Raw genomic sequence first — 19753 nt, 5'->3', positions numbered from 1 at the left:
GGCCTCTCTGGCAGGCCGGAATAGGGTAGTCGCCGTATTCTATCTCTAGGCCGGCTGAAGTGGAATTGTATCTAAGAGAATGGGGGCTGTCCATGCCCGGCAGGATCCGCCCGGGTGGAGAGGGCCTCCACAGGGAGGACACGGAGTTGAGCGGAGACATGCAGTCTGCCGTGCCAGCAGGAAGCGCGCCGTCCTCTGCATCATCCGACCCACGAACCGCCTGGAAGGCTGAGTTCAACCCCTGTATCCAGTGCGGGATGTGCGGCGGGGCCTGCCCCCTGGCCTCCGCCATGGAGTACACTCCTCGCCATTCTATCTACCTCCTCAAGGAAGGCCTGCTGGACCAGGTGCTCAAGAGCAATACCCTGTGGTTGTGTGTCTCGTGCTACAACTGCACGGCCAGGTGCCCGAGCGGACTGAAGATCACGGACGTTCTGTTCCCGGCCCTGCGCGACGCTGCCATAAGCGCCGGCCATACGCTCCCGGCCGAGTTCAAGAAGGCGCTCGACAACACGTACAGGTACGGGAACTCTCTCGGGGAGGGCCCCAGGAAGCGGATCGAGTGGACGAAGGGCGCCGGGGTACCTGTGCCGATCATCGGGCAGCTCCAGCGGCCGGTCGAGGCGCTGTGGCTCGTTGAATGCTATCCATCCTATCACCCGCGGAACCAGCGGCAGGCTCAGGCCATGGCCCGGGTGCTGCACGCTACTGGCGTGGACTTCGCGATCCTTGGGCCTGAGGAGCACTGCGTGGGGGACTGCGAGCGCCTCTCGGGCGAGGCAGGCCTGTTCGAGAGTCTGGTGGAGTACAACACATCGCTCTTCGACAAGTACGAGTACAACGAAATCGTGACCGGCGATCCGCATGCCTTCAACTCGCTCACCCGCATCTACCCCCTGGCAACCGGGCGGCGCTACCCGGTCAGGCACTACGTGGAGTTCCTGGCAGCGAGGATGGACGCCCTGCGGCCATTGCTGAAGAACCGCATCGAGGCGAAGGTGACCTACCACGACAACTGCTGCCTGGGGCGCATGTGCGGCATGTACGAATCCCCCCGGGAACTGCTGCGGGCAATCCCAGGCATCTCGCTCGTAGAGATGCCGTTCGCCAGGGAAAACGCCCTGTGCTGCGGCGGCGGAGGCGGCGGTATGTGGCTGGACACCGTGATCTGGCAGGCCGCCCACGAGCGGCTCTCTGACCGGCGGATCGCCCACGCCCTCTCGACCGGGGCAGAAGTCCTGGCGGTATCCTGCCCGTTCGAGGCCTCGCGCTTCGAGGACGCTCTCAAGTCCACCGGGAACGAGGGCAAGATGATCGTGAAGGACATCATCGAGTTGCTGGACGAGTCCATCAGTGCACCGGGGGTGAAGCCGGCGTGAGAATAGCCGTCCTGCTGAACATGGTCCCGGATCTGGTCGAGGAGCTGGAGATCGACTCCACGGGAAAGGCACTCGATACCCAGTGGATGCGCTACGTCATCAGCGAGAGCGACGATCATGCGCTCGAGCAGGCGCTGCTCCTGAAGGACAGGCACGGGGCGAGCGTCTCGGTCCTGGCCATGGACTACGGCGATGCCGACCAGGTGCTCTACGCTGCCCTGGCCCGCGGCGCCGACGAGGCCGTCAATCTCACGGGGATACCGGAGACGGGGCTGGGCAAGCGCGCGGCCGCGGCCACGTTCAAGGAGGCGCTGGGAGGGATACGGCCGGACCTGATCCTCGCCGGCGTTCAGGCCATAGACGACCTGGACGCCCACGTCGCAGGCATGCTGGGCGGGATGATGGCCCTTCCCTACGTCGGCGTCACGCGGTCGGTGGAGCCCTCAGGCGAAGGCAAGGTCCTCGTCCAGAAGGAGTACCCTGGAGGGGCCGCCGCCGAGATAGAGGTCACGCTGCCGGCCGTAGTCGGTGTGCTGTCGGCCCCGCAGCCCCCACGCTACGTTCCGGTGGCGCGAATCCGGGAGGTCATGAAGACAAGGACGCTGGACAAGAGGGAGGCCGTGGCGGTGGCGGTCCCGGCCGAGCCCGCGGTGATCCGCCTGTTCAAGCCCGAACCCGCAGAGCACGCGCAGATGCTGGACGGATCTCCAGAGGAGCTGGCAGGGCAGATAATCAAGATCCTCGAGGATCGGGGGCTAGCGCCATGAGTCCAGCCGGCCAGGACGTTTGGGTCCACATTGAACACCTGAGGGGAAAGGTCGCGGGGCACACCTACGAGCTCCTTGGCAAGGGGCGCGAGATCGCGGACGCGCTTGGCGGCCAGCTGATCGCAGTGCTCGTAGGCAACGAGGTTCAGCCGCTGGCTGAGACCCTGGCGGCGGACGGCGTGTTGTACGTCGAGGATGCCGGGCTGGCCGAGTACACGCCCGGCTCGCACGCCGCCGTTATCCGGGCCCTGGTCGAGAAGGAAGCACCGCGCGTCGTCCTCTTCGGCGCGACGTCAATGGGCATGGACCTCGCCGCGGTGCTCGCCGCGGTGCTCGAGCGGCCCCTGATCGTCAACTGCGTCAACCTCCAGGTGAGGGATGGGCGCACGGTCGCCACCAGCCAGATGTGCGGGGGCAAACTGCTCTGCGAGGCGGAGGCGAGCGGGCCTGTCGTTGTAACCGTGATGCCTGGCTCGTTCCCCTCGGAGGCGGGCCTCGCCAAGAGCCCGCCCCCGGTCGAGGTGGTGCCAATGCCGGCACCGCTCGAAGCCGTTGGGATGAGGGCGATCAGGATCCTCGAACCGGAGCCGGGCGACGTGGACATAACGAAGTCGGCCGTGCTCGTGGCCGTCGGCCGCGGGATCCAGAGGCAGGACAACATCCCTCTGGCGGAAGAGCTGGCCGGAGCGCTGGGCGGAACGGTGTGCGCCTCGCGCCCGGTGGTGGATCAGGGATGGCTTCCCATGAGCCGGCAGGTTGGGAAGTCGGGAATGATCGTCAAGCCGAAGCTCTACCTGGCCCTGGGAATCAGCGGCGCTCCTGAGCACGCCGAGGGGATGAAGGACTCCGACCTGATTATCGCCGTCAACTCCGATGCCAAGGCGCCCATCTTCGACATCGCGGACTACGGGATCGTCATTGACATGTACGATCTCCTGCCCGCCCTCACGCAGGCGCTCCGGGGACGCAGGGCGTGAGGCAGGGCCATGCCGATGCGTGAACTGAACTGGAACATCGCCGAGCACAAGCTGATCTACGCGGTATTCCTGCCGTTCCTGATCGTCTTCCTGTGGGGAGCGTTCGCAGCCGTGCGGCGCTGGCTGCACGGCCGGCCCGAACCCCGGTGGGATCGGCTCTGGGAGCGCCTGATCGGGGTTGTGGCCCAGGCAGGGGTGCAGTTCAGAATACTACGGGAGGCCTACGCCGGAGTACTCCACGCGACCCTGTCTTGGGGGTTCATCGTGCTGCTGGTGGCGACGTGCATGGTGCTCCTTCAGGAGTACGTAGGCCTGCCGACGCTGCAGGGTCCGTTCTACCTGTACTTCATGTCCCTCGTGGTGGATCTGTTCGGCATCCTGGCGCTCGTGGGCACCGGCATGGCACTTCTCAGAAGGTGGGGGCTGAGGCCCAAGCGTCTGGTGGAGCCCCGGGGGAGCGACGGCTATTCAGTCCTGCTGGTCCTGATCTTCGTGATCCTGGCGAGCGGCTTCGTGGTGGAGGGTCTGCGGATCGTTGCAACACGCGACCCGTGGGGAGCGTGGTCTCCAGGGGGCTGGTTGTTCGCCCAGGCGTTCCTGGGCATGCCGCAGGAAGGGATCTTGCGGCTCCACCGCATCTCCTGGTGGGGGCACGCGGTGGCCGCCTTCGCGTTCATCGCCTACCTGCCGTTCTCGCGCGCGATGCACATCCTGACGGCACCGCTCAGCATCTTCTTCCGGTCTCTCGAGCCGCTTGGAAGGCTGCCGTCGGGAGGTAGCCCCGGTGCCGAGGGTCCGGGGGCTTCCTCTCTCCGGCAGTTCACCTGGAAGCACCTGCTCGACCTCGACGCGTGCACGGAGTGCGGACGCTGCCAGGCGGCCTGTCCGGCCTGGCTGTCCGGCGCACCGCTGAGCCCGAAGGGGCTGGTCCTCGACCTCCGGGACCATCTGCGGGCGCGGCTCGGTGACGGCAACGGCGGCCGGGCTATGGTGGGTGACGTGATCACCAGGGAGGCAATCTGGTCCTGCTTCACCTGCGGCGCCTGCCACGAGATGTGCCCGGTCTACATAGAGCCAATCCCAAAGATCGTTGAGATGCGCCGTTTCCTGACGGGCCAGGGAGACGTGGACGCGACCCTGCAGGACACGCTCACGGCGGCATCTCGCTACGGCAACTCCTTCGGCCAGTCTCCCAGGGCGCGCGCCAGGTGGACGCAAGGACTGGATGTCACCATCAAGGACATCCGAAAGGAGCGCGCACGGTACCTGTGGTTCGTCGGGGATTACGCGTCCTATGATCCGGCCGCGCGCGACGCCACCCGCGCGGCGGCGCGCGTCCTGAATCGGGCAGGGGTCGACTTCGGCATCCTCTACGACGGGGAGTCCGGCAGCGGGAACGACGCGCGGCGGGTCGGCGAGGAAGGTCTCTACGAAATGCTCGTAGAGAAGAACCTGGCCACCATGCGGGGGTGTGAGTTCGACGAGGTCATAACCACCGATCCCCACACATACAACACCCTCAAGAACGAATACCCGAAGTTTGGCGCTACCTGGCCGGTGGTGCACTATACCGAGGTCCTGGATCGCCTGGTCCAGCCCGGCGGCGTGTGGCCGGTCGGGAAGCTGAGCCGCCGCGTCACCTATCACGATCCCTGCTACCTCGGGCGGTACAACGGCGTCTTCGACGCGCCGCGCCGTGTGCTGCGGGCGTTGGGTACGGACCTGGTCGAGATGCCGAGAAACCGCAGGAGCTCGTACTGCTGCGGCGCCGGCGGCGGCAGGATCTGGATGAAGGATGCGGCGGGCATCAAGGAGCGGCCGGCGGAGAGCCGCGTTCGGGAGGCGGCCGCATTGGACGCGGTGGATACGCTGGTCGTATCCTGCCCCAAGGAGATGGCCATGTTCCGTGATGCGGTGAAGACGGCCGGGTTGGAAGGCAGGCTCGTGGTCAAGGACCTCGCCGAACTGGTCGAGGAAGCAACAACCCCGGAGGTGTCAGGTCATGCGTGAGGCCCTTTCTGCAAACGGTGGGCCGCGAGTCGGCGTCTACATCTGCCACTGCGGCAAGAACATCGCCGGGATGGTTGACGTCCAGCGCCTGACCGAGTACGCGGCCACCCTGCTCGGGGTCGCCGTGGCGCGCGACTACAAGTACATGTGCTCCGATCCTGGCCAGGTGCTCATCCAAAAGGACATAGCGGAGCACAAGCTGGATCGGATCGTCGTCGCGGCCTGCTCGCCGCTGCTCCACGAGCGCACGTTCCGTAGCGCAACAGAGGCAGGCGGGCTGAACCCGTTCTACTTCCAGATGGTGAGCATCCGCGAGCACGATTCCTGGGTGCACACCGACATGGAGGAGGCAACGCGAAAGGCCCAGGACCTGGTCCGCGCGGCGGTCCATCGGGTCATCTACCACGAGCCGCTGGAACGGCGGCGTGTCCCCATAAACCCGGCTGTGCTCGTGGTAGGAGGCGGGATCGCAGGCATCCACGCAGCGCTCACGCTCGCCAACGGTGGCAAGCACGTCTACCTGGTGGAGCGCGAGCCCACAATCGGCGGGCACATGGCCAAGTTCGACAAGACCTTTCCCACGCTCGACTGCGCGGCGTGTATCCTGACCCCTAAGATGACCGCTGTCCGGGCCCACCCCAACATCACGCTGTGGACCTACTCCGAGGTCTCGCAGGTCGAGGGGTACGTGGGTAACTACAAGGTCAAGGTCAAGCGCCGGCCCCGTTACATCAACGAGGAGTTGTGCATCGGCTGCCAGGAGTGCATCCCGGCCTGCATCTACAAGGAAGCCAAGCATCCAGATGAGTTCAATCTGGGGTTGAGCAAGCGCCGCCCGATCTACATCCCCTTCCCCCAGGCGGTCCCGCAGGTCGTCGTCATTGACCCCGAGACCTGCATCGAGTTCAAGTCGGGCAAGTGCAAGAAGACCTGCGTGGAGGCCTGCGGCGAACGCAATGCCATAGACTTCCGCCAGACCGAGCACACCGAGGAGATCGAGGTCGGCGCCATCGTCCTGGCAACCGGGTTCAAGACGTTCGATGCCGGCCGGGTCCCCTACTACGGCTACGGCGTGTATCCGAACGTCTACTCGGCCCTGGAGATCGAGCGTCTGGTGAACGCCTCCGGCCCGACCGGCGGCGAGGTTGTGCTGCGCGACGGCCGGGTGCCCGAGCGGGTGGGGATCATCCACTGCGTCGGCTCCCGCGACGAGAACTACAACGTCTACTGCTCCAGGGTCTGCTGCATGTACTCCATCAAGCTGGCCCACCTGATCAAGGAGCGGACCGAGGCCGAGGTCTACAACTTCTACATTGACGTCCGCACGCCAGGGAAGGGCTTCGAGGAGTTCTACACCAGGACGCTGGCCGAGGGCGTGCACTTCGTCCGGGGCAAGGTGGGCCAGGTGTCCGACTGGGCAACCACGCCTGAGGAGCAGGGCAAGCTCGTAATCCAGGTAGAGGACACGCTGGCCGGCATGATCCGGCGGATCCCCGTGGACATGGTTGTGCTCAGCCCGGGTCTGGATCCGCAGCCGGACGCGCAGGAGGTGCGCAGGATGTTCAACATCTCCTGCTCGAACGAGGGCTGGTTCCTGGAGAGGCACCCGAAGCTGGCGCCGGTGAACACGTTCACCGACGGCATCTTCCTGGCCGGCGCATGCCAGGGTCCAAAGGACATCCCGGACTCCGTGGCCCAGGCCGGTGCAGCAGCGGCCGAGGCGTTGTCGCTCATCGATGCCGGCTACTTCGAACTTGAGCCCACGACCGCATACGTGCTCGCAGAGGAGTGCTCCGGCTGCAAGACGTGCGTCCCCCTGTGCCCCTACACGGCCATCGCCTTCGATGCGGCGACCGCCAAGGCGCTGATCAACGAGGCGCTGTGCAAGGGTTGTGGGGTCTGCGTGGCGGCGTGCCCATCGGGGTCCATCCAGCAGCACCTTTTCGACGACAGGCAGATATACGCCGAGATCCAGGGCGTGCTCGCTGGGGCCACGGCGGCTTCCTAGGAACTATCTGATCCGCCAGTGAGGTGGAGAGTCTGATGGAAGAGCAGAGAATCGGGACGGCAAATGGGCAGGAGCCAACGATCGTGGCTTTCTTCTGCACGTGGTGCACCTACACCGCGGCGGATCTGGCCGGCACCTCTCGGATGAAGTACCCTCCCAATGTCCGCATCATCCGCGTGATGTGCTCGGGGCGTGTGGATCCGCAGTTCGTGGTCGAGGCGTTCGCGCAGGGCGCCGATGGGGTACTCATCGGCGGCTGTCATCCTGGGGACTGCCACTACGTGGAGGGAAACTACAAGACGCTCCGCCGGATAGCGCTGTTGAAGCGAGTTCTCCGCGAGATGGGAGTCGAGGACGAGCGTCTCCGGCTGGAATGGATCTCTGCTTCGGAAGGCGACAAGGTGGCCCGCGTCATCAACGAAATGGTTGGGGCCGTCCGCCGCCTGGGCAGGCTTGATCTCCCCGCGAAGCGCAGGGGCTGGGACGCAGAGGTCTTGCCCCATCACGGGCCCACCGAGGCCCCCGCGGCCGCCGCCGCATCCACCGGGAGGTGAACGAGATGTCTAACCCGACAAAGCCGCAGGTCGCCTTCTACTGGTGCGCCTCTTGCGGAGGATGCGAGGAGGCGGTCGTTGATCTGGCCGATGGCGTCCTGGCCGTCGTGGATGCCGTGGACATCATCTTCTGGCCTGTTGCCCTGGACTTCAAGCGGAGCGACGTGGAAGCGAGGCCGGATGGGTCCATCGCGGTCGCGTTCGTCAACGGCGCGGTCCGCACCTCGGAGCAGGAGGAGATGGCACACCTGCTGCGGCGCAAGGCGCAGTTCCTGATCGCCTTTGGCGCGTGCTCCCACCTGGGAGGAATCCCAGGGCTCGCGAACCTCTGGGACCGCGAGTCGGTCCTGCGCGGTAGCTACGGCGAGGCACCCTCGGTGGTCAACCCGGAAGGCACGCGGCCCCAGGAGGCCTGGCAGGAGAATGGCCGCCTGACCACGCTCCCGGCCTTCCGCGACACCGTACGCACCCTGGATCAGGTCGTGGAAGTGGACTACTACCTTCCGGGCTGCCCTCCCACTCCAAAGCTGCTCATGGACGCGGTCCAGGCGATCCTCTCCGGCGCCCTCCCACCGCGGGGCAGCGTGCTGGCGCCCGACGTCGCGCTGTGCGACCAGTGCCGCCTGAAGGCCACCAAGCCGGACCGCCTGCTCCTGACCAGCTTCAAGCGCCCGCACCAGGTGTTGATTGACCCCGAAACCTGCCTGCTGTCGCAGGGGTTGCTGTGCCTGGGACCGGCCACGCGCGCCGGATGCGAAGCCCTGTGTCCTAGCGGCAACATGCCCTGCACCGGGTGTTTTGGGCCGACGTCGCGCGTCCACGATGTGGGCGCCAAGCTTGTCTCTGCCGTGGGTTCCGCCTTCGACGCCAACAGCCCGGAGGCCGTCGAGGCCGTTCTCTCCTCGATCCCAGACCCGGTGGGCACGTTCTACCGCTATTCGCTCCCGGCCTCACGCCTGCGGCGCAAGGTGTCACAGGTCTCCCCGGCCGAGGCGGCGCAGTAGGAGGTTGAGGAGGGCCCGGCACGGAAGACGCGATGTCCAGTACCCTGAAGGGGATCATCGGAAGGTACCTGCCCGGGTTCATATCCGTGCGCAGGAACGGTGGAACGGTACCCGTAGCCACCAAGCTTGTCGTCAGCTACCTGCTGATCATCGGGATCACGATAGCGGTCTTCGCCGTCGTGGGGACCCACCTCATCGGCAGGATCGTCATGTCTGAGGCCCAGGCGAGCGTGCGCAACAACCTCAACGCGGCGCGCGAGATCCTGCACGGGAAGTTGGGTCATGTCAACGATGTTGTGCGACTCTCGGCGGGAAGGTTCTTCCTGAGAGACGCGATGCTGTCAGGAGGGACGGACCAGATCGCCGGGGAGCTGGCGAGAATCCGGGAAGACGAGCGGCTAGACGTGCTCACGGTCACCGACCGGTCCGGCAACGTGCTCCTGCGCACCAGCAATCCCAAACTTACCGGCGACAACGTGAGCCATGACGAACTGGTAGCGGCCGTCATGCAAAGCAGGAAGCCCGCCGCAGGGGTTTCGCTGGTTCCGGCGGCAGATCTGCGCAAGGAGTCGCCCGCCCTGGCCGAACAGGCCTACTTCAAGATCATCGAGACGCCCATGGCCGCGCCTCGGGAGGCCACCGAGGAGACCGCGGGCATGATGCTGAAGGCGGCGGCCCCCATCCTGGACTCCCACGGCAACCTGCTCGGAATCCTGTACGGCGGGATCCTGCTCAACCGGAACTTCGAGATCGTGGACAAGATCAAGCAGACCGTGTTCCAGGACGTGGAGTACAAAGGACACGACATAGGGACCTCAACGATCTTCCTGAACGACGTAAGGATCTCAACGAACGTTAGGGCCGCAGACGGCACAAGGGCAGTAGGAACGCGGATCGCGGAGGACGTCTACAACCAGGTCATCGTGTCGGGCAATCCCTGGATAGGACGTGCCTACGTGGTCAACAACTGGTACATCACCGCATACGAGCCAATAGAAAGCTTCAGCCACAAGATCATAGGGATACTGTACGTGGGCGTCCTGGAGCGCAAGTACGTGGACCTCAGGAAAGAGGCCGTGTCCGTGCTCCTGGCCCTGACGCTCACGGGCGCGCTGCTGTCCATGAGCGTGTCCTACTTCATCTCGCGAAAGGTATCCGCGTCCGTACGGCAACTGGTCTCCGCCTCGAGGGAGGTGGCCCGCGGCAACCTGGACGCAACCGTTGAGATCCGAACCAATGACGAGCTTCAGGACTTGGCAGACAGCTTCAACAACATGGCGTCCGCCCTGAAGCAGCGGGACGCGCAGTTGAAGGAATACGCGCGAAAGAGAATCATGGAGTCTGAGAGGCTGGCGATCACCGGGCAGCTCGCCGCGGGCGTGGCCCACGAGCTGAACAACCCCCTCCAGGGAATCGTCGCCTACACACACCTGCTCCTGGAGAAGGCCCCCCCGGAAGAACAGCTGCGCGAAACCCTCGGCAAGGTCGTGGACCAGGCAGGCCGCTGCCGGGATATCGTCCGGGGACTGCTGGACTATGCCCGGCCCGTGAAGCCCCACAAGCGCCCCTCGGACGTCAACTCCATCCTTCAGCAGTGTATCTCGCTCGTCGAGAATCAGGCGCAGTTCCACAACATCCAGGTCATCAAGGAGTTCCAGGAGGGGCTGCCGCTGGCCGTCGTGGACCCTGCCCAGATTCAGCAGGTGGTAATGAACATGATAATCAACGCCGCCGAGGCGATGGGCGGCGTGGGGCGCCTGACCCTGTCCACACGGGCCGATCCCGACGGCGGGCACCTCGAGTTCAAGATCAGCGATACCGGGCACGGCATCCGCCCGGAGGACATGGAGAGGGTATTCGACCCCTTCTTCACCACCAAGAACCGGGGGCACGGTACCGGGCTGGGGCTGTCGATCAGCTTCGGCATCGTCAAGGAGCACGGCGGCACGATCCTGGTGGAGAGCGAGGTAGGAGAAGGGACTTCCTTCATCGTGAGGCTGCCTGTCAAGGCCGTTGGTGAAGCGTAGCAGATGGAGATCAAGCCCAGGATACTCATAATAGACGACGAGGAGATCGTGCTGGATTCGTGCAGCCGGATTCTCGAGGGCAGCGGGTACGCCACGAGGACGGCGGCGGACGGCTCGGTGGGCCTCAGGCAGGTGGCGGAGTTCCAGCCGGACCTCGTGTTCGTGGACCTCAAGATGCCCGGCATCTCGGGGTTCGAGGTGTTGGAGAGGATCCGCGCCCTCGACCCCTCAATCGTGGCGATCGTGATCACCGGGTATGCCACGCTGGCCTCTGCCGTGGAAGCCATGCAGAAGGGGGCCTACGACTTCCTCCCCAAGCCCTTCACACCCGACGAGTTCCGCCTGATCACGAAGAGGGGCATCGAGAAGCGCGAGCTGGTGCTGGAGACGATCGCGCTGCGGCGCGAGAAGGAGCTGCTGCAGGAGAACTTCGCGGCCATCATCTCTCACGAGCTCAAGTCCCCCCTCAGCGCCGTCCAGCAGAACTTGATCCGGCTGATGCAGGAACTGTCGGACCGGGTCAATGAAGCCCAGATGGCCCGCCTGGAGAGGATGAAATCCAGGATCAACGACCTCCTCGAGATGATCCACACCTGGCTCAGGGCGATCTCCAGCGACATCGGAAGCATCAAGGAGAACTTCGGCCCAACTTCCGTGGCCGACGTGATCTCCAAGGCGGTCGAGAACGTCCTTCCGTACGCGGTGCGGAAGGACATAGAGGTAGACACGCTCGTGGGGGAACCGCTCGATCTCGTGCACGGGGACGAAGGCACGCTGGTCGAAGCGGTAGTAAACCTGCTTGGCAACGCGATAAGGTACTCGCGATCAGGGAGCAGGGTCCGCGTGAGCGCCGAGCAGCAGGCGGATCGCATACTGGTAGCGGTCCAGGACTCGGGCATCGGCATAGACGAAGCCGAGCTGCCGTACATCTTCGGGAGCTTCTACAGGGGCCGGGCCGGAGCAGGAGACGAGGCCGGAGCAGGACTGGGTCTCGCCATCACCAGGCGAATCGTCGAGGCCCATGGCGGGACAATCACGGTAACCAGCAGGCTGGGTGAAGGCAGCACCTTTGTGATCGCCTTGCCGGCGCAGGGTTCTGATACGGGAACGCATCATACTCCGGAAGCCGGCGGACCGGAGAATCCGCAAGGGGGACGTGTGACATGAGCCAAGAGACACGACTGCTGATAGTAGACGATGATCCCGACTTCGTGGAGGGGATCAAGTCCATTCTGGAATCCGCGGGCTACTTGGTTGACGCCGCCTACAATCCTCGGACCGGACTGGAGGCGCTCAAGACCAAACCCTACGACCTGTTGCTGCTGGACATCATGATGGGGCGAGGCGCAGAGGGGATCATGGTGGCACGCAAGTTGAGGAAGGACCCCGTCCTGAGCCAGATCCCGGTACTGATAATCACGGGGCTGCGCGAACAGATCGCCTTCCTGTTCCCGGGCCAGCCCCTCCATCCTCACCTCCTTCCGGTGGACGAGTTGGTGGAGAAACCGGTGGAGCCCAAGCTTCTCCTGGACAAGGTGAGCGCCTTACTCGAACTGGCGGCAAAGCGCAAGGCACCGAAGTAGTATAGTAGACACAGGGAGATCATACGATGCCAGTGAAACCCTCGTTTTCAAGTGAGATCGTCAACCTGCTGTACAGCGCGGAGACGAATCCGGTGCAGAGCTGCATCCAGTGCGGCACCTGCTCCTCGACTTGTCCGGTGGCCGATTTCATGGACCACTCGCCGCGCAACATCATCGCGTTGATCCGGGCGGATCTCAGGAAGCCCGTGCTGTCGAGCAACGCCTTCTGGTACTGCGCCTCCTGCTACCAGTGCACCGTGAGGTGCCCGGCGGGCATAGACATCGCGGGCATGATGTACGGCCTCAAGCGCTACTCCATGTGGAGGAACCACATCAGGAGAGGCACGATCGGCGCGGACTTCTCCCGGCGGTTCGCGAGGATGATCTTGAAGAACGGGAAGTCCTTCGAGCCCGCGCTGGCTACGCCCTACCTCTTCCACTACGGCCTGAGGACCTTCCTGTACGACGCCCGCAACGCCCTGGCCCTCTTCATGAAGGGGCGCCTGCCCCTCTTCCCCAAGCGGCTCAAGAGGTCGGCCAGGTTCAGGGGGGTCCTCAACCGGATCATCCCGATGGGGAGGGTGGCATGAAGGCCTACAGCTACTACCCGGGTTGTTCCCTGGAAAAGATGGCGGCATCCTACCACGTCTCCACCATGGAGGTTGCGCAACGGCTGGGCGTGGAGCTCAAGGAGCTGGAGGACTGGAACTGCTGCGGCGCCACCGCGTACTTCCACGTTGACGAACTCCTTGCGCACACGCTGTCCGCGCGCAACCTGGCCATTGCCGAGAAGACCGGCCTGGACCTTGTGGCGCCCTGCAGCGGCTGCTACAAGAATATGTACTTCACCAACGCGCACCTGAAGGAAGACCCTGATCTGGCGGAGCACATCAACTACGCCCTGCAGGAAGACGACCTGCAGTTCTCAGGGAGCATCCAGGTGCGGCACCTGATAGAGGTCTTCGTGAGAGACGTGGGGATCGACGAGATCAAGAAGCGGGTCTCTAGCCCCCTGAAAGGCCTTCGCGTTGCGCCCTACTACGGCTGCCAGGTGGTCAGGCCGCAGAAGGACCGGGAGGACGTGGAGCATCCCCGGTTCTTCGAGGATCTGCTCTCCGCCGTAGGGGCGACCCCTACCGACTACCCGCTCAAGCTCCGGTGTTGCGGCGGTTCACTGATCGTGACCAACCGCAGGGCGGCGCTGACCATGGTACGCGACCTGCTCCAGAACGCCGTGGATCGCGGCGCTCAGGTGATCGCAACCGTCTGCCCGCTGTGCCAGCTCAACCTGGAATGCTACCAGCGGCACGTGAATCGCGAGTTCGGCACGAATCTATCCTTGCCGATCCTTTACTTCACGCAGTTGCTCGGGCTCGCGATGGGAATACCCGCGAAGCGGCTGGGCATAGGCACGGAGTTGGTAGCACCTGCATTTGCGCTTGCGCGATAGATGCCGCGAGAAAGGACCCGGTGAGGGACAATGACAAAGAAGATCTCTCAGGCCGCACAGCAGGCATGGGAAGCGGGCAAGGAGCGTGCGGACCAGGCCTACAGCCAGCGACGGCGGGTGGTGATTGACCCAATAACGCGCCTGGAAGGGCACGGCAAGATAGATATCTTCCTGGACGAGGCGGGAGAGGTTGAGCGCGCCTATTTCCAGGTGCCTGAGCTGCGCGGGTTTGAGACCTTCAGCCGGGGGCGTCCTGCCGAGGACATGCCCCAGATCACCTCCCGCATCTGCGGGGTCTGCCCGCTCGCACATCACATGGCGTCAACCAAGGCGCTGGACGACCTGTACAAGGTGGAACCACCGCCCGCGGCCAGGAAGATCCGCGAACTGGACTACTCGCTCTTCATGGTCGAGGACCACGCGCTGCACTTCTACTTCCTGGGCGGCCCGGACTTCGTGGTGGGACCCACCGCCCCCAAGGAGCAGCGCAACGTCCTGGGGGTCATTGCCGCCGTCGGGATCGAGATCGGCAAGCAGGTCATCGCGATGCGCCGTGAGCTCCGCGACCTGGAGACCTACCTGGGCGGCAAGACGATCCACCCTGTCCTGGGGTTGCCCGGTGGGGTAGCCAAGGGCATCGCCCCGGGAGATCTTCCACGCTTCCGGGAGGTGGCGGCCCGCTCGGTGGAGTTCGCCAAGTTCACGCTCGATGTCTTCCGCAAGGTGGTGCTGGCGAACCCCGACTACGTCCGCCTCATTACCTCGGATGCCTATACCCACCGGACCTACTACATGGGCATGGTGGACGCCAACAACAAGGTCAACTTCTACGACGGCATGATCCGCGTGGTGGACCCTTCTGGAAGGGAGTACGCCAAGTTCAAGCCCGGGGACTACCTGAACTACGTCGCGGAGCACGTTGAACCGTGGAGCTACGTCAAGTTCTGCTACCTGAAGCCGGTCGGATGGAAGGGCTTCGTTGAGGGCCCAGAAAGCGGCGTCTACGCCGTGGCTCCCCTGGCGCGCCTCAACGCCTCGGATGGGATGGCAACGCCCCTGGCACAGCAGGCCTACGAGGAGTTCTACGCCGCGCTGGGCGGCAAGCCGGTCCATCACACCCTGGCCAACCACTGGGCCCGGGTGATCGAGTTGCTGTACGCCGCCGAGCGTCTGGTGGAGCTGACCGATGATCCTGAGATCACGAGCACAGAGCTGCGCGTGCTGCCCACCAAGCAGCCCTCGGTCGGCGTGGGCATCGTTGAAGCACCCAGGGGCACGTTGATACACCACTACGAGACCGATGACCGGGGGCTCATCGCCCGGGCCAATCTCATCGTGGCCACACAGAACAACGCGGCGCGGATCGCCATGTCGGTGGACAGTGCCGCCAAGGGCGTCATCCACAAGGGCGTGGTGGACGACGGGCTCCTCAACATGGTCGAGATGGCCTTCCGGGCCTACGATCCCTGCCACGGGTGCGCCACGCACTCGCTGCCAGGGGAGATGCCGCTGGTTGCCTCGGTCTACGACAGCGCGGGGGAACTCGTGCGCCAGATCAGGCGATGAGCGGCAAGGACATTCTCGTCCTGGGCGTCGGGAACGACCTGCTGGGTGACGACGCGGCGGGCCTGCTGGTTGCCGAAACCCTGCGGGGCGACGGCTTGTCGGTCCGGACCAGCGTGCGTTCCGGCCTGGCCCTCCTGGACGAGGTGGTGGGCGCCCGCCGCGTGCTGCTCGTGGACAGCCAGGCCACCGGCGGGCGGCCGGGGACGATATCCGAGTTCTCGCTGGAGCCGTCGGTGGTCCGCAGCCCATCGGCGCACTACGTGGGGTACGGCGAGGCCCTTGCCATAGGCGCCGCAGTGGGGCTGGAGCTGCCCGAGGAGATCCACGTTGTGGCGGTGGAGCGCACACCCGAAGTCTATCTCGGCGCGGACCTCTCCGAACCGGTGCGCGCTGCCCTGCCCGCCCTCGTAGAGCGGGCCAGGAACGTCATCCAGGGGTGGCTCTGCTAAAGGCCTTCTTCCCCTCAGCGTACAGGTCTCCCCCGAAGGCGTCGTTGACGACGATAACGGGGAAGTCGGCCACCTCGAACCGAAAGAGGGCTTCTGGGCCCAGGTCCTCGTAGGCTACAACCTCGGCGCGGGTGAAGCACCGCGCCAGAAGCGCTCCAGCTCCGCCGGTCGCCGCCATGTAGACGGCTCGATGACGCCGCATGGCTTCCAGCACGGGCTGGGAACGGTAGCCCTTGCCGATCATTCCCTTCAGCCCCTGGGCCAGGAGCGTGGGAGCATATGTGTCCATACGCGTACTGGTCGTCGGCCCGGCCGAGCCGATCACCTGGCCGGGCCTGGCCGGTGTCGGACCAACATAGTAGACAAGCTGGCCGCGCAGATCGGCGGGCAGCGTTTCGCCACGCTCAAGTGCCTCTACCAGGCGCTTGTGCGCAGCGTCCCTCGCCCCGTAGATCACGCCGCTTACTAGGACGAGATCCCCTGCGCGCAGTCCTTCCACGGTCGCATCGGACCAGGGCGTCGTCAGGCTTTTCGGGTCCATGGGCACCATCTCCGGTATCTCAGAGTTCGGCGCGGGCCACGCGCGCCGCGTGACACTGCAGGTTGACCGCCACCGGCAGACTTACGATGTGGCATGGGTAGACCTCAATGCGCACGTCGAGCGCTGTGGTCTCGCCCCCGTACCCCATCGGACCCACGCCGAGCGCGTTGATGGCCGCCAGGAGATCCTCCTCCATGCGGGCGTAGAAGGGATCCGGGTGGCGCTCTCCCGCCTCCCGGATCAGCGCCCGCTTGGCCAGGAAACCGACGGTATCGAAGGTCCCGCCGATCCCGACACCTACAACGACGGGCGGGCAGGCGTTGGGGCCGGCCCTCTCCACGGTCTCGATCACGAAGGCCCGCACGCCCCCCTCGCCGTCGGCAGGGGTCAGCATGGTCATCCGGCTCATGTTCTCCGCACCGCCGCCCTTGGGCAGAAGGATCATGCGCACGCGGTCGCCGGGTACGAGCTCGACGTGCACGACGGCAGGCGAGTTGTCACCGGTGTTCCGGCGCCGGAGCGGGTCCGACACCATGGACTTTCGCAGATACCCCTCGGTGTATCCCCGGCGCACGCCCTCGTCCACGGCGTCGCGCAGCCCTCCGCCGTTGATGCGGACTTCGTCGCCCAGCTCCACGAACACGAAGGCCGTCCCGGTGTCCTGGCATATGGGCACGGTCTCTGCTGCGGCTATCCGGTTGTTCTCCAGGATCTCTTCGAGCACGCGCCGGCCGAGCGTCGAGGGTTCCCTCTCTCGGGCGGAGCGAAGCAGCCCGAGCACGTCCTCTCCCAGGTGGACGTTGGCATCAATGCACAGTCGCCTCGCGGCATCTGCGACGTCCTGATAAGCGATTGTCCGCATGTCCTCCTCCATCTTGACCACGTGGCTGTCTAGCCGTCCGTCTCGACCAACCCCTTGCGGATCGCGTACATGATGAGCGCAGCCGGGCGGTGCAGGTCGAGCTTCTCCATGATGTGCCCGCGGTGCGCCTGCACTGTCTTGACGCTAATGTGCAGTAGTTTGGCTATCTCGGGGTTGGTGTATCCCTCGGCGATGAGCTTGAGCACCTCGCGCTCACGGTCGGTGAGGTCGCGGTAGACAATCTGCTCCTCACCGGTGCGGACGCGCCGCAGGTAATCCGACACCAGGCCCTTCGCCATCGCCGGCGTCAGATAGGTCTCCTGACGCATGGCCGCCTCGATCGCCGTGAGCATCTCCGATGGATGCGCCTTCTTGAGCACGTAGCCGGCCGCGCCCGCCCGCAGCATCTGAAAGAGGTACTCCTCGTTGTCGTGAATCGTCAACGCCACGACCTGCACCTCAGACATCTCTTCCCGAATGTGCCTGGTGGCCTCCACCCCGGTCATCCGCGGCATGGCGATGTCCATCAGCACGACGTCCGGCCGAAGCCGGCGCGCCTCCTCGATCGCCGCGAACCCGTCCCCGGCTTCACCTATCACCTCGATCTCCGGGACATCCTGCAGCAACGACTTGATGCCCTCACGCACCAGCGCGTGGTCGTCAACGATCAGCACCCGCACCCGCTCAGCCGTCATGCCTCGCCCTCCCGTATCCGCGCGGTGAGCTCCACGCGGGTCCCGTGCTCCCGCTTGGAGTCAATGTGCAATTCGCCTCCGATCAGTGCGGCCCGCTCCTGCATGCCTAGGATACCCATCCTGCGGTCCGGCGGGCGGCCCACGGCTCCGGCCAGGTCAAAACCCACGCCGTCATCTTCGACAATCAGCGTGAGCATCCCGCCCTTCAGCGCCAATCGCACCGCAACCGAACGCGCCCGTGCGTGGCGGGCGACGTTGGTGATCGCCTCTTGGGCCACGCGGAACACGGTGGTCTCTACCGCGGCGCTCAGGCGGCGGTGGCCAAACCCGGAGGCGTCGAACGACAGGGCCACGCCCGCGGTCTCCAGAAGATCGCGGGCATGGGCGCGGACCGCCGAGACCAGGCCCAGGTCGTCGAGGGCGGTCGGGCGCAGATCGTAGATGAGCTTCCGAACCTCCTCAAGGGTGGCCTCTGTGGAGGCGTAGAGCGCGTCCATGCGCTGCCGCACGGCGGCAGGATCCCGGAGACTCTCGGCCGCCGTGATGCCCATCAACAGGCCGGTCAGCGACTGGCTCACCTCGTCGTGGAGCTCGCGGGCTATCCTGCGGCGCTCGTCCTCGTGGGCCGTTATCAACTTGCTCAGCAGTTCTCCCCTGTGCGCTTCCTTGGCGCGCACCTCTTCGAAGAGCCGCACGTTCTCCATGGTGATCGCGAGCTGGTTGGACAGGGTGGCCATCAGGCTCACATCCGCCTCGACGAACGGCCACGTGGGCTGGCGCGCGACCAAGAGGACACCGAGCAGGCTGTCCTTGATGAGCAGCGGGGCGGCGAGGGTGGCGCCGTGCTCGGTACCGGGCAGCTGCACCAACCGGCGCAGCGCCGCGGCGCCTCCTACCGCACCCTCTCCGAACAGCACCCGGTCCGGCAGGTGGCCTTCGCCGGACCGGCAGGTCAGTCGGAGGAGGCGGTCGTCGTGCAGGTACACCGCGGCCAGGTCGGCCCGCAGCACGTCCCGCAGGCCCCGCGTCATGTCGCCCATGGCCGCCGAGAGGTCCGAAGCACCGGTCAGGGCGCGTCCGCAGATCCCCAGACTTGCCAGCCGCTCGGTTAGGTCGCCGATCTGCGTGTTCAGGGCCGCGGTGTAATGGTCTATGCGCTCCGCCATCTCGTTCACCGATCCGGCAAGCACACCGAGCTCATCCCGCCCCCGCACCGCAACGCGGGCGCTGTACTGTCCGCCCGCTACCTGCCGCACCGCGGTGACCATGGCCGCCAGTGGGTCCAGCACGAGCCTGCCCAAAAGCAGGCTCAGGGTACCCAGTGCCAGCAGAAAGGTGAAGGCCACAAATCCGGCCAGCAGTTGAGCGCTGCTTCGTAGTTGGCCGGCGATGGGCTCCGTCCAGAGGGAGACGCTAATCACACCCAGGACCGGTGGATCGGCGGCATGGCAGGCGTGGCACGCCGGCTTGTTGAACACCGGCGTCAGTACCGCTATCTCGCCCGCGCCCTGGTCCTCCACGGTAAGGTGTGTCTGGCCGCCGGCCGCCCTCTGGAGCGCGTCTGCCTCCCGCGCAGGCACCTCGGTCCGAACTCCCGACGAGGCCCACACGCGGCCTTCTCGCGAGTAGATGGTCACATCACGGATCATGTCCTCGCGCTTAATCAGGCGGATGATCTCGCGCATCTCTTCCTGGTTGTTGCGCACCATCGTGATCTCTAGACTGTTGAGGATGGTCGTCTTGAGCGTGTGCGCCATGATCTCGAACTGCTGGATCGAGGCGCGGCGCTGGAAGGCGTAGAGGGCATAGACCGAGATCCCGCCCACCACCACGAGAATGGCAACGGTCCATAGGGAGATCTTAAGGTGAAGCCGCATGCGT

18 protein-coding genes are annotated in these 19753 nt (G+C 65.2%); 14 read left to right on the top strand and 4 right to left on the bottom strand.

From position 1 onward, the window contains the following. The first annotated feature begins 92 nt into the window (after positions 1 to 92). The 14 genes from FJX73_00605 to FJX73_00540 are packed head-to-tail and all read left to right on the top strand — an operon-like array spanning position 93 to position 15774. Positions 93 to 1379, top strand: a complete 1287-nt coding sequence (locus tag FJX73_00605) for a (Fe-S)-binding protein (GenBank protein ID MBM3469284.1) — start codon at positions 93 to 95, stop codon at positions 1377 to 1379. Next, positions 1376 to 2146 (top strand): electron transfer flavoprotein subunit beta, encoded by a 771-nt coding sequence (locus FJX73_00600; protein MBM3469283.1) that lies wholly within the window; start codon positions 1376 to 1378, stop codon positions 2144 to 2146. Before FJX73_00605 ends, FJX73_00600 begins: the two co-directional genes overlap by 4 nt. Further along, positions 2143 to 3123: an electron transfer flavoprotein subunit alpha/FixB family protein gene (locus FJX73_00595; GenBank protein MBM3469282.1), complete on the top strand. Its 981-nt coding sequence runs from the start codon at positions 2143 to 2145 to the stop codon at positions 3121 to 3123. Before FJX73_00600 ends, FJX73_00595 begins: the two co-directional genes overlap by 4 nt. 9 nt (positions 3124 to 3132) lie before the next feature. Further along, positions 3133 to 5133, top strand: a complete 2001-nt coding sequence (locus FJX73_00590) for a 4Fe-4S dicluster domain-containing protein (protein ID MBM3469281.1) — start codon at positions 3133 to 3135, stop codon at positions 5131 to 5133. Continuing rightward, a complete protein-coding gene (locus FJX73_00585; GenBank protein ID MBM3469280.1) occupies positions 5126 to 7141 on the top strand; it encodes a CoB--CoM heterodisulfide reductase iron-sulfur subunit A family protein in 2016 nt (671 codons plus the stop codon). Before FJX73_00590 ends, FJX73_00585 begins: the two co-directional genes overlap by 8 nt. Positions 7142 to 7176: 35 nt before the next feature. Beyond that, the gene (locus FJX73_00580) at positions 7177 to 7695 is read left to right on the top strand and encodes a hydrogenase iron-sulfur subunit (GenBank protein MBM3469279.1); all 519 of its coding nucleotides are present in this window, start codon (positions 7177 to 7179) and stop codon (positions 7693 to 7695) included. A 5-nt stretch (positions 7696 to 7700) separates the two neighbouring features. Continuing rightward, the gene (locus FJX73_00575) at positions 7701 to 8699 is read left to right on the top strand and encodes an oxidoreductase (protein MBM3469278.1); all 999 of its coding nucleotides are present in this window, start codon (positions 7701 to 7703) and stop codon (positions 8697 to 8699) included. Between the two features lie 32 nt (positions 8700 to 8731). Continuing rightward, positions 8732 to 10726 carry a HAMP domain-containing protein gene (locus FJX73_00570; protein MBM3469277.1) on the top strand — a complete coding sequence of 665 codons (1995 nt, stop codon included), beginning with the start codon at positions 8732 to 8734 and terminating at the stop codon, positions 10724 to 10726. Between the two features lie 3 nt (positions 10727 to 10729). Next, a complete protein-coding gene (locus FJX73_00565) occupies positions 10730 to 11893 on the top strand; it encodes a hybrid sensor histidine kinase/response regulator (protein ID MBM3469276.1) in 1164 nt (387 codons plus the stop codon). Beyond that, the gene (locus FJX73_00560; protein ID MBM3469275.1) at positions 11890 to 12309 is read left to right on the top strand and encodes a response regulator; all 420 of its coding nucleotides are present in this window, start codon (positions 11890 to 11892) and stop codon (positions 12307 to 12309) included. The genes FJX73_00565 and FJX73_00560 overlap by 4 nt, the downstream gene beginning before the upstream one ends. Before the next feature lie 26 nt (positions 12310 to 12335). Then, on the top strand, positions 12336 to 12899 hold the full coding sequence (locus tag FJX73_00555; GenBank protein ID MBM3469274.1) for a hypothetical protein: 564 nt from the start codon (positions 12336 to 12338) through the stop codon (positions 12897 to 12899). Further along, positions 12896 to 13759 (top strand): disulfide reductase, encoded by an 864-nt coding sequence (locus tag FJX73_00550; protein MBM3469273.1) that lies wholly within the window; start codon positions 12896 to 12898, stop codon positions 13757 to 13759. The genes FJX73_00555 and FJX73_00550 overlap by 4 nt, the downstream gene beginning before the upstream one ends. A 30-nt stretch (positions 13760 to 13789) precedes the next feature. Next, on the top strand, positions 13790 to 15325 hold the full coding sequence (locus FJX73_00545; protein MBM3469272.1) for a Ni/Fe hydrogenase subunit alpha: 1536 nt from the start codon (positions 13790 to 13792) through the stop codon (positions 15323 to 15325). Next, positions 15322 to 15774, top strand: a complete 453-nt coding sequence (locus tag FJX73_00540; protein MBM3469271.1) for a hydrogenase maturation protease — start codon at positions 15322 to 15324, stop codon at positions 15772 to 15774. Before FJX73_00545 ends, FJX73_00540 begins: the two co-directional genes overlap by 4 nt. Here FJX73_00540 and FJX73_00535 read toward each other — a convergent pair. Genes FJX73_00535 through FJX73_00520 form a run of 4 tightly spaced genes read right to left on the bottom strand, consistent with a single transcriptional unit; the run spans position 15752 to position 19749 of the window. Continuing rightward, positions 15752 to 16315, bottom strand: a complete 564-nt coding sequence (locus FJX73_00535; GenBank protein ID MBM3469270.1) for a Fe-S-containing hydro-lyase — start codon at positions 16313 to 16315, stop codon at positions 15752 to 15754. The two genes, FJX73_00540 and FJX73_00535, sit on opposite strands and share 23 nt — an antisense overlap. A 19-nt stretch (positions 16316 to 16334) precedes the next feature. Beyond that, complete coding sequence (locus tag FJX73_00530; GenBank protein ID MBM3469269.1) at positions 16335 to 17177, bottom strand: fumarate hydratase; 843 nt, start codon at positions 17175 to 17177, stop codon at positions 16335 to 16337. 29 nt (positions 17178 to 17206) lie between these two features. After that, positions 17207 to 17872 carry a response regulator transcription factor gene (locus FJX73_00525; protein MBM3469268.1) on the bottom strand — a complete coding sequence of 222 codons (666 nt, stop codon included), beginning with the start codon at positions 17870 to 17872 and terminating at the stop codon, positions 17207 to 17209. Next, positions 17869 to 19749 carry a HAMP domain-containing protein gene (locus FJX73_00520; GenBank protein MBM3469267.1) on the bottom strand — a complete coding sequence of 627 codons (1881 nt, stop codon included), beginning with the start codon at positions 19747 to 19749 and terminating at the stop codon, positions 17869 to 17871. The genes FJX73_00525 and FJX73_00520 overlap by 4 nt, the downstream gene beginning before the upstream one ends. Positions 19750 to 19753: the final 4 nt, after the last annotated feature.

Source organism: Armatimonadota bacterium, assembly GCA_016869025.1.
GTDB lineage: Bacteria > Sysuimicrobiota > Sysuimicrobiia > Sysuimicrobiales > Humicultoraceae > VGFA01.
This window is presented reverse-complemented; position numbering and strand designations above follow the sequence as displayed.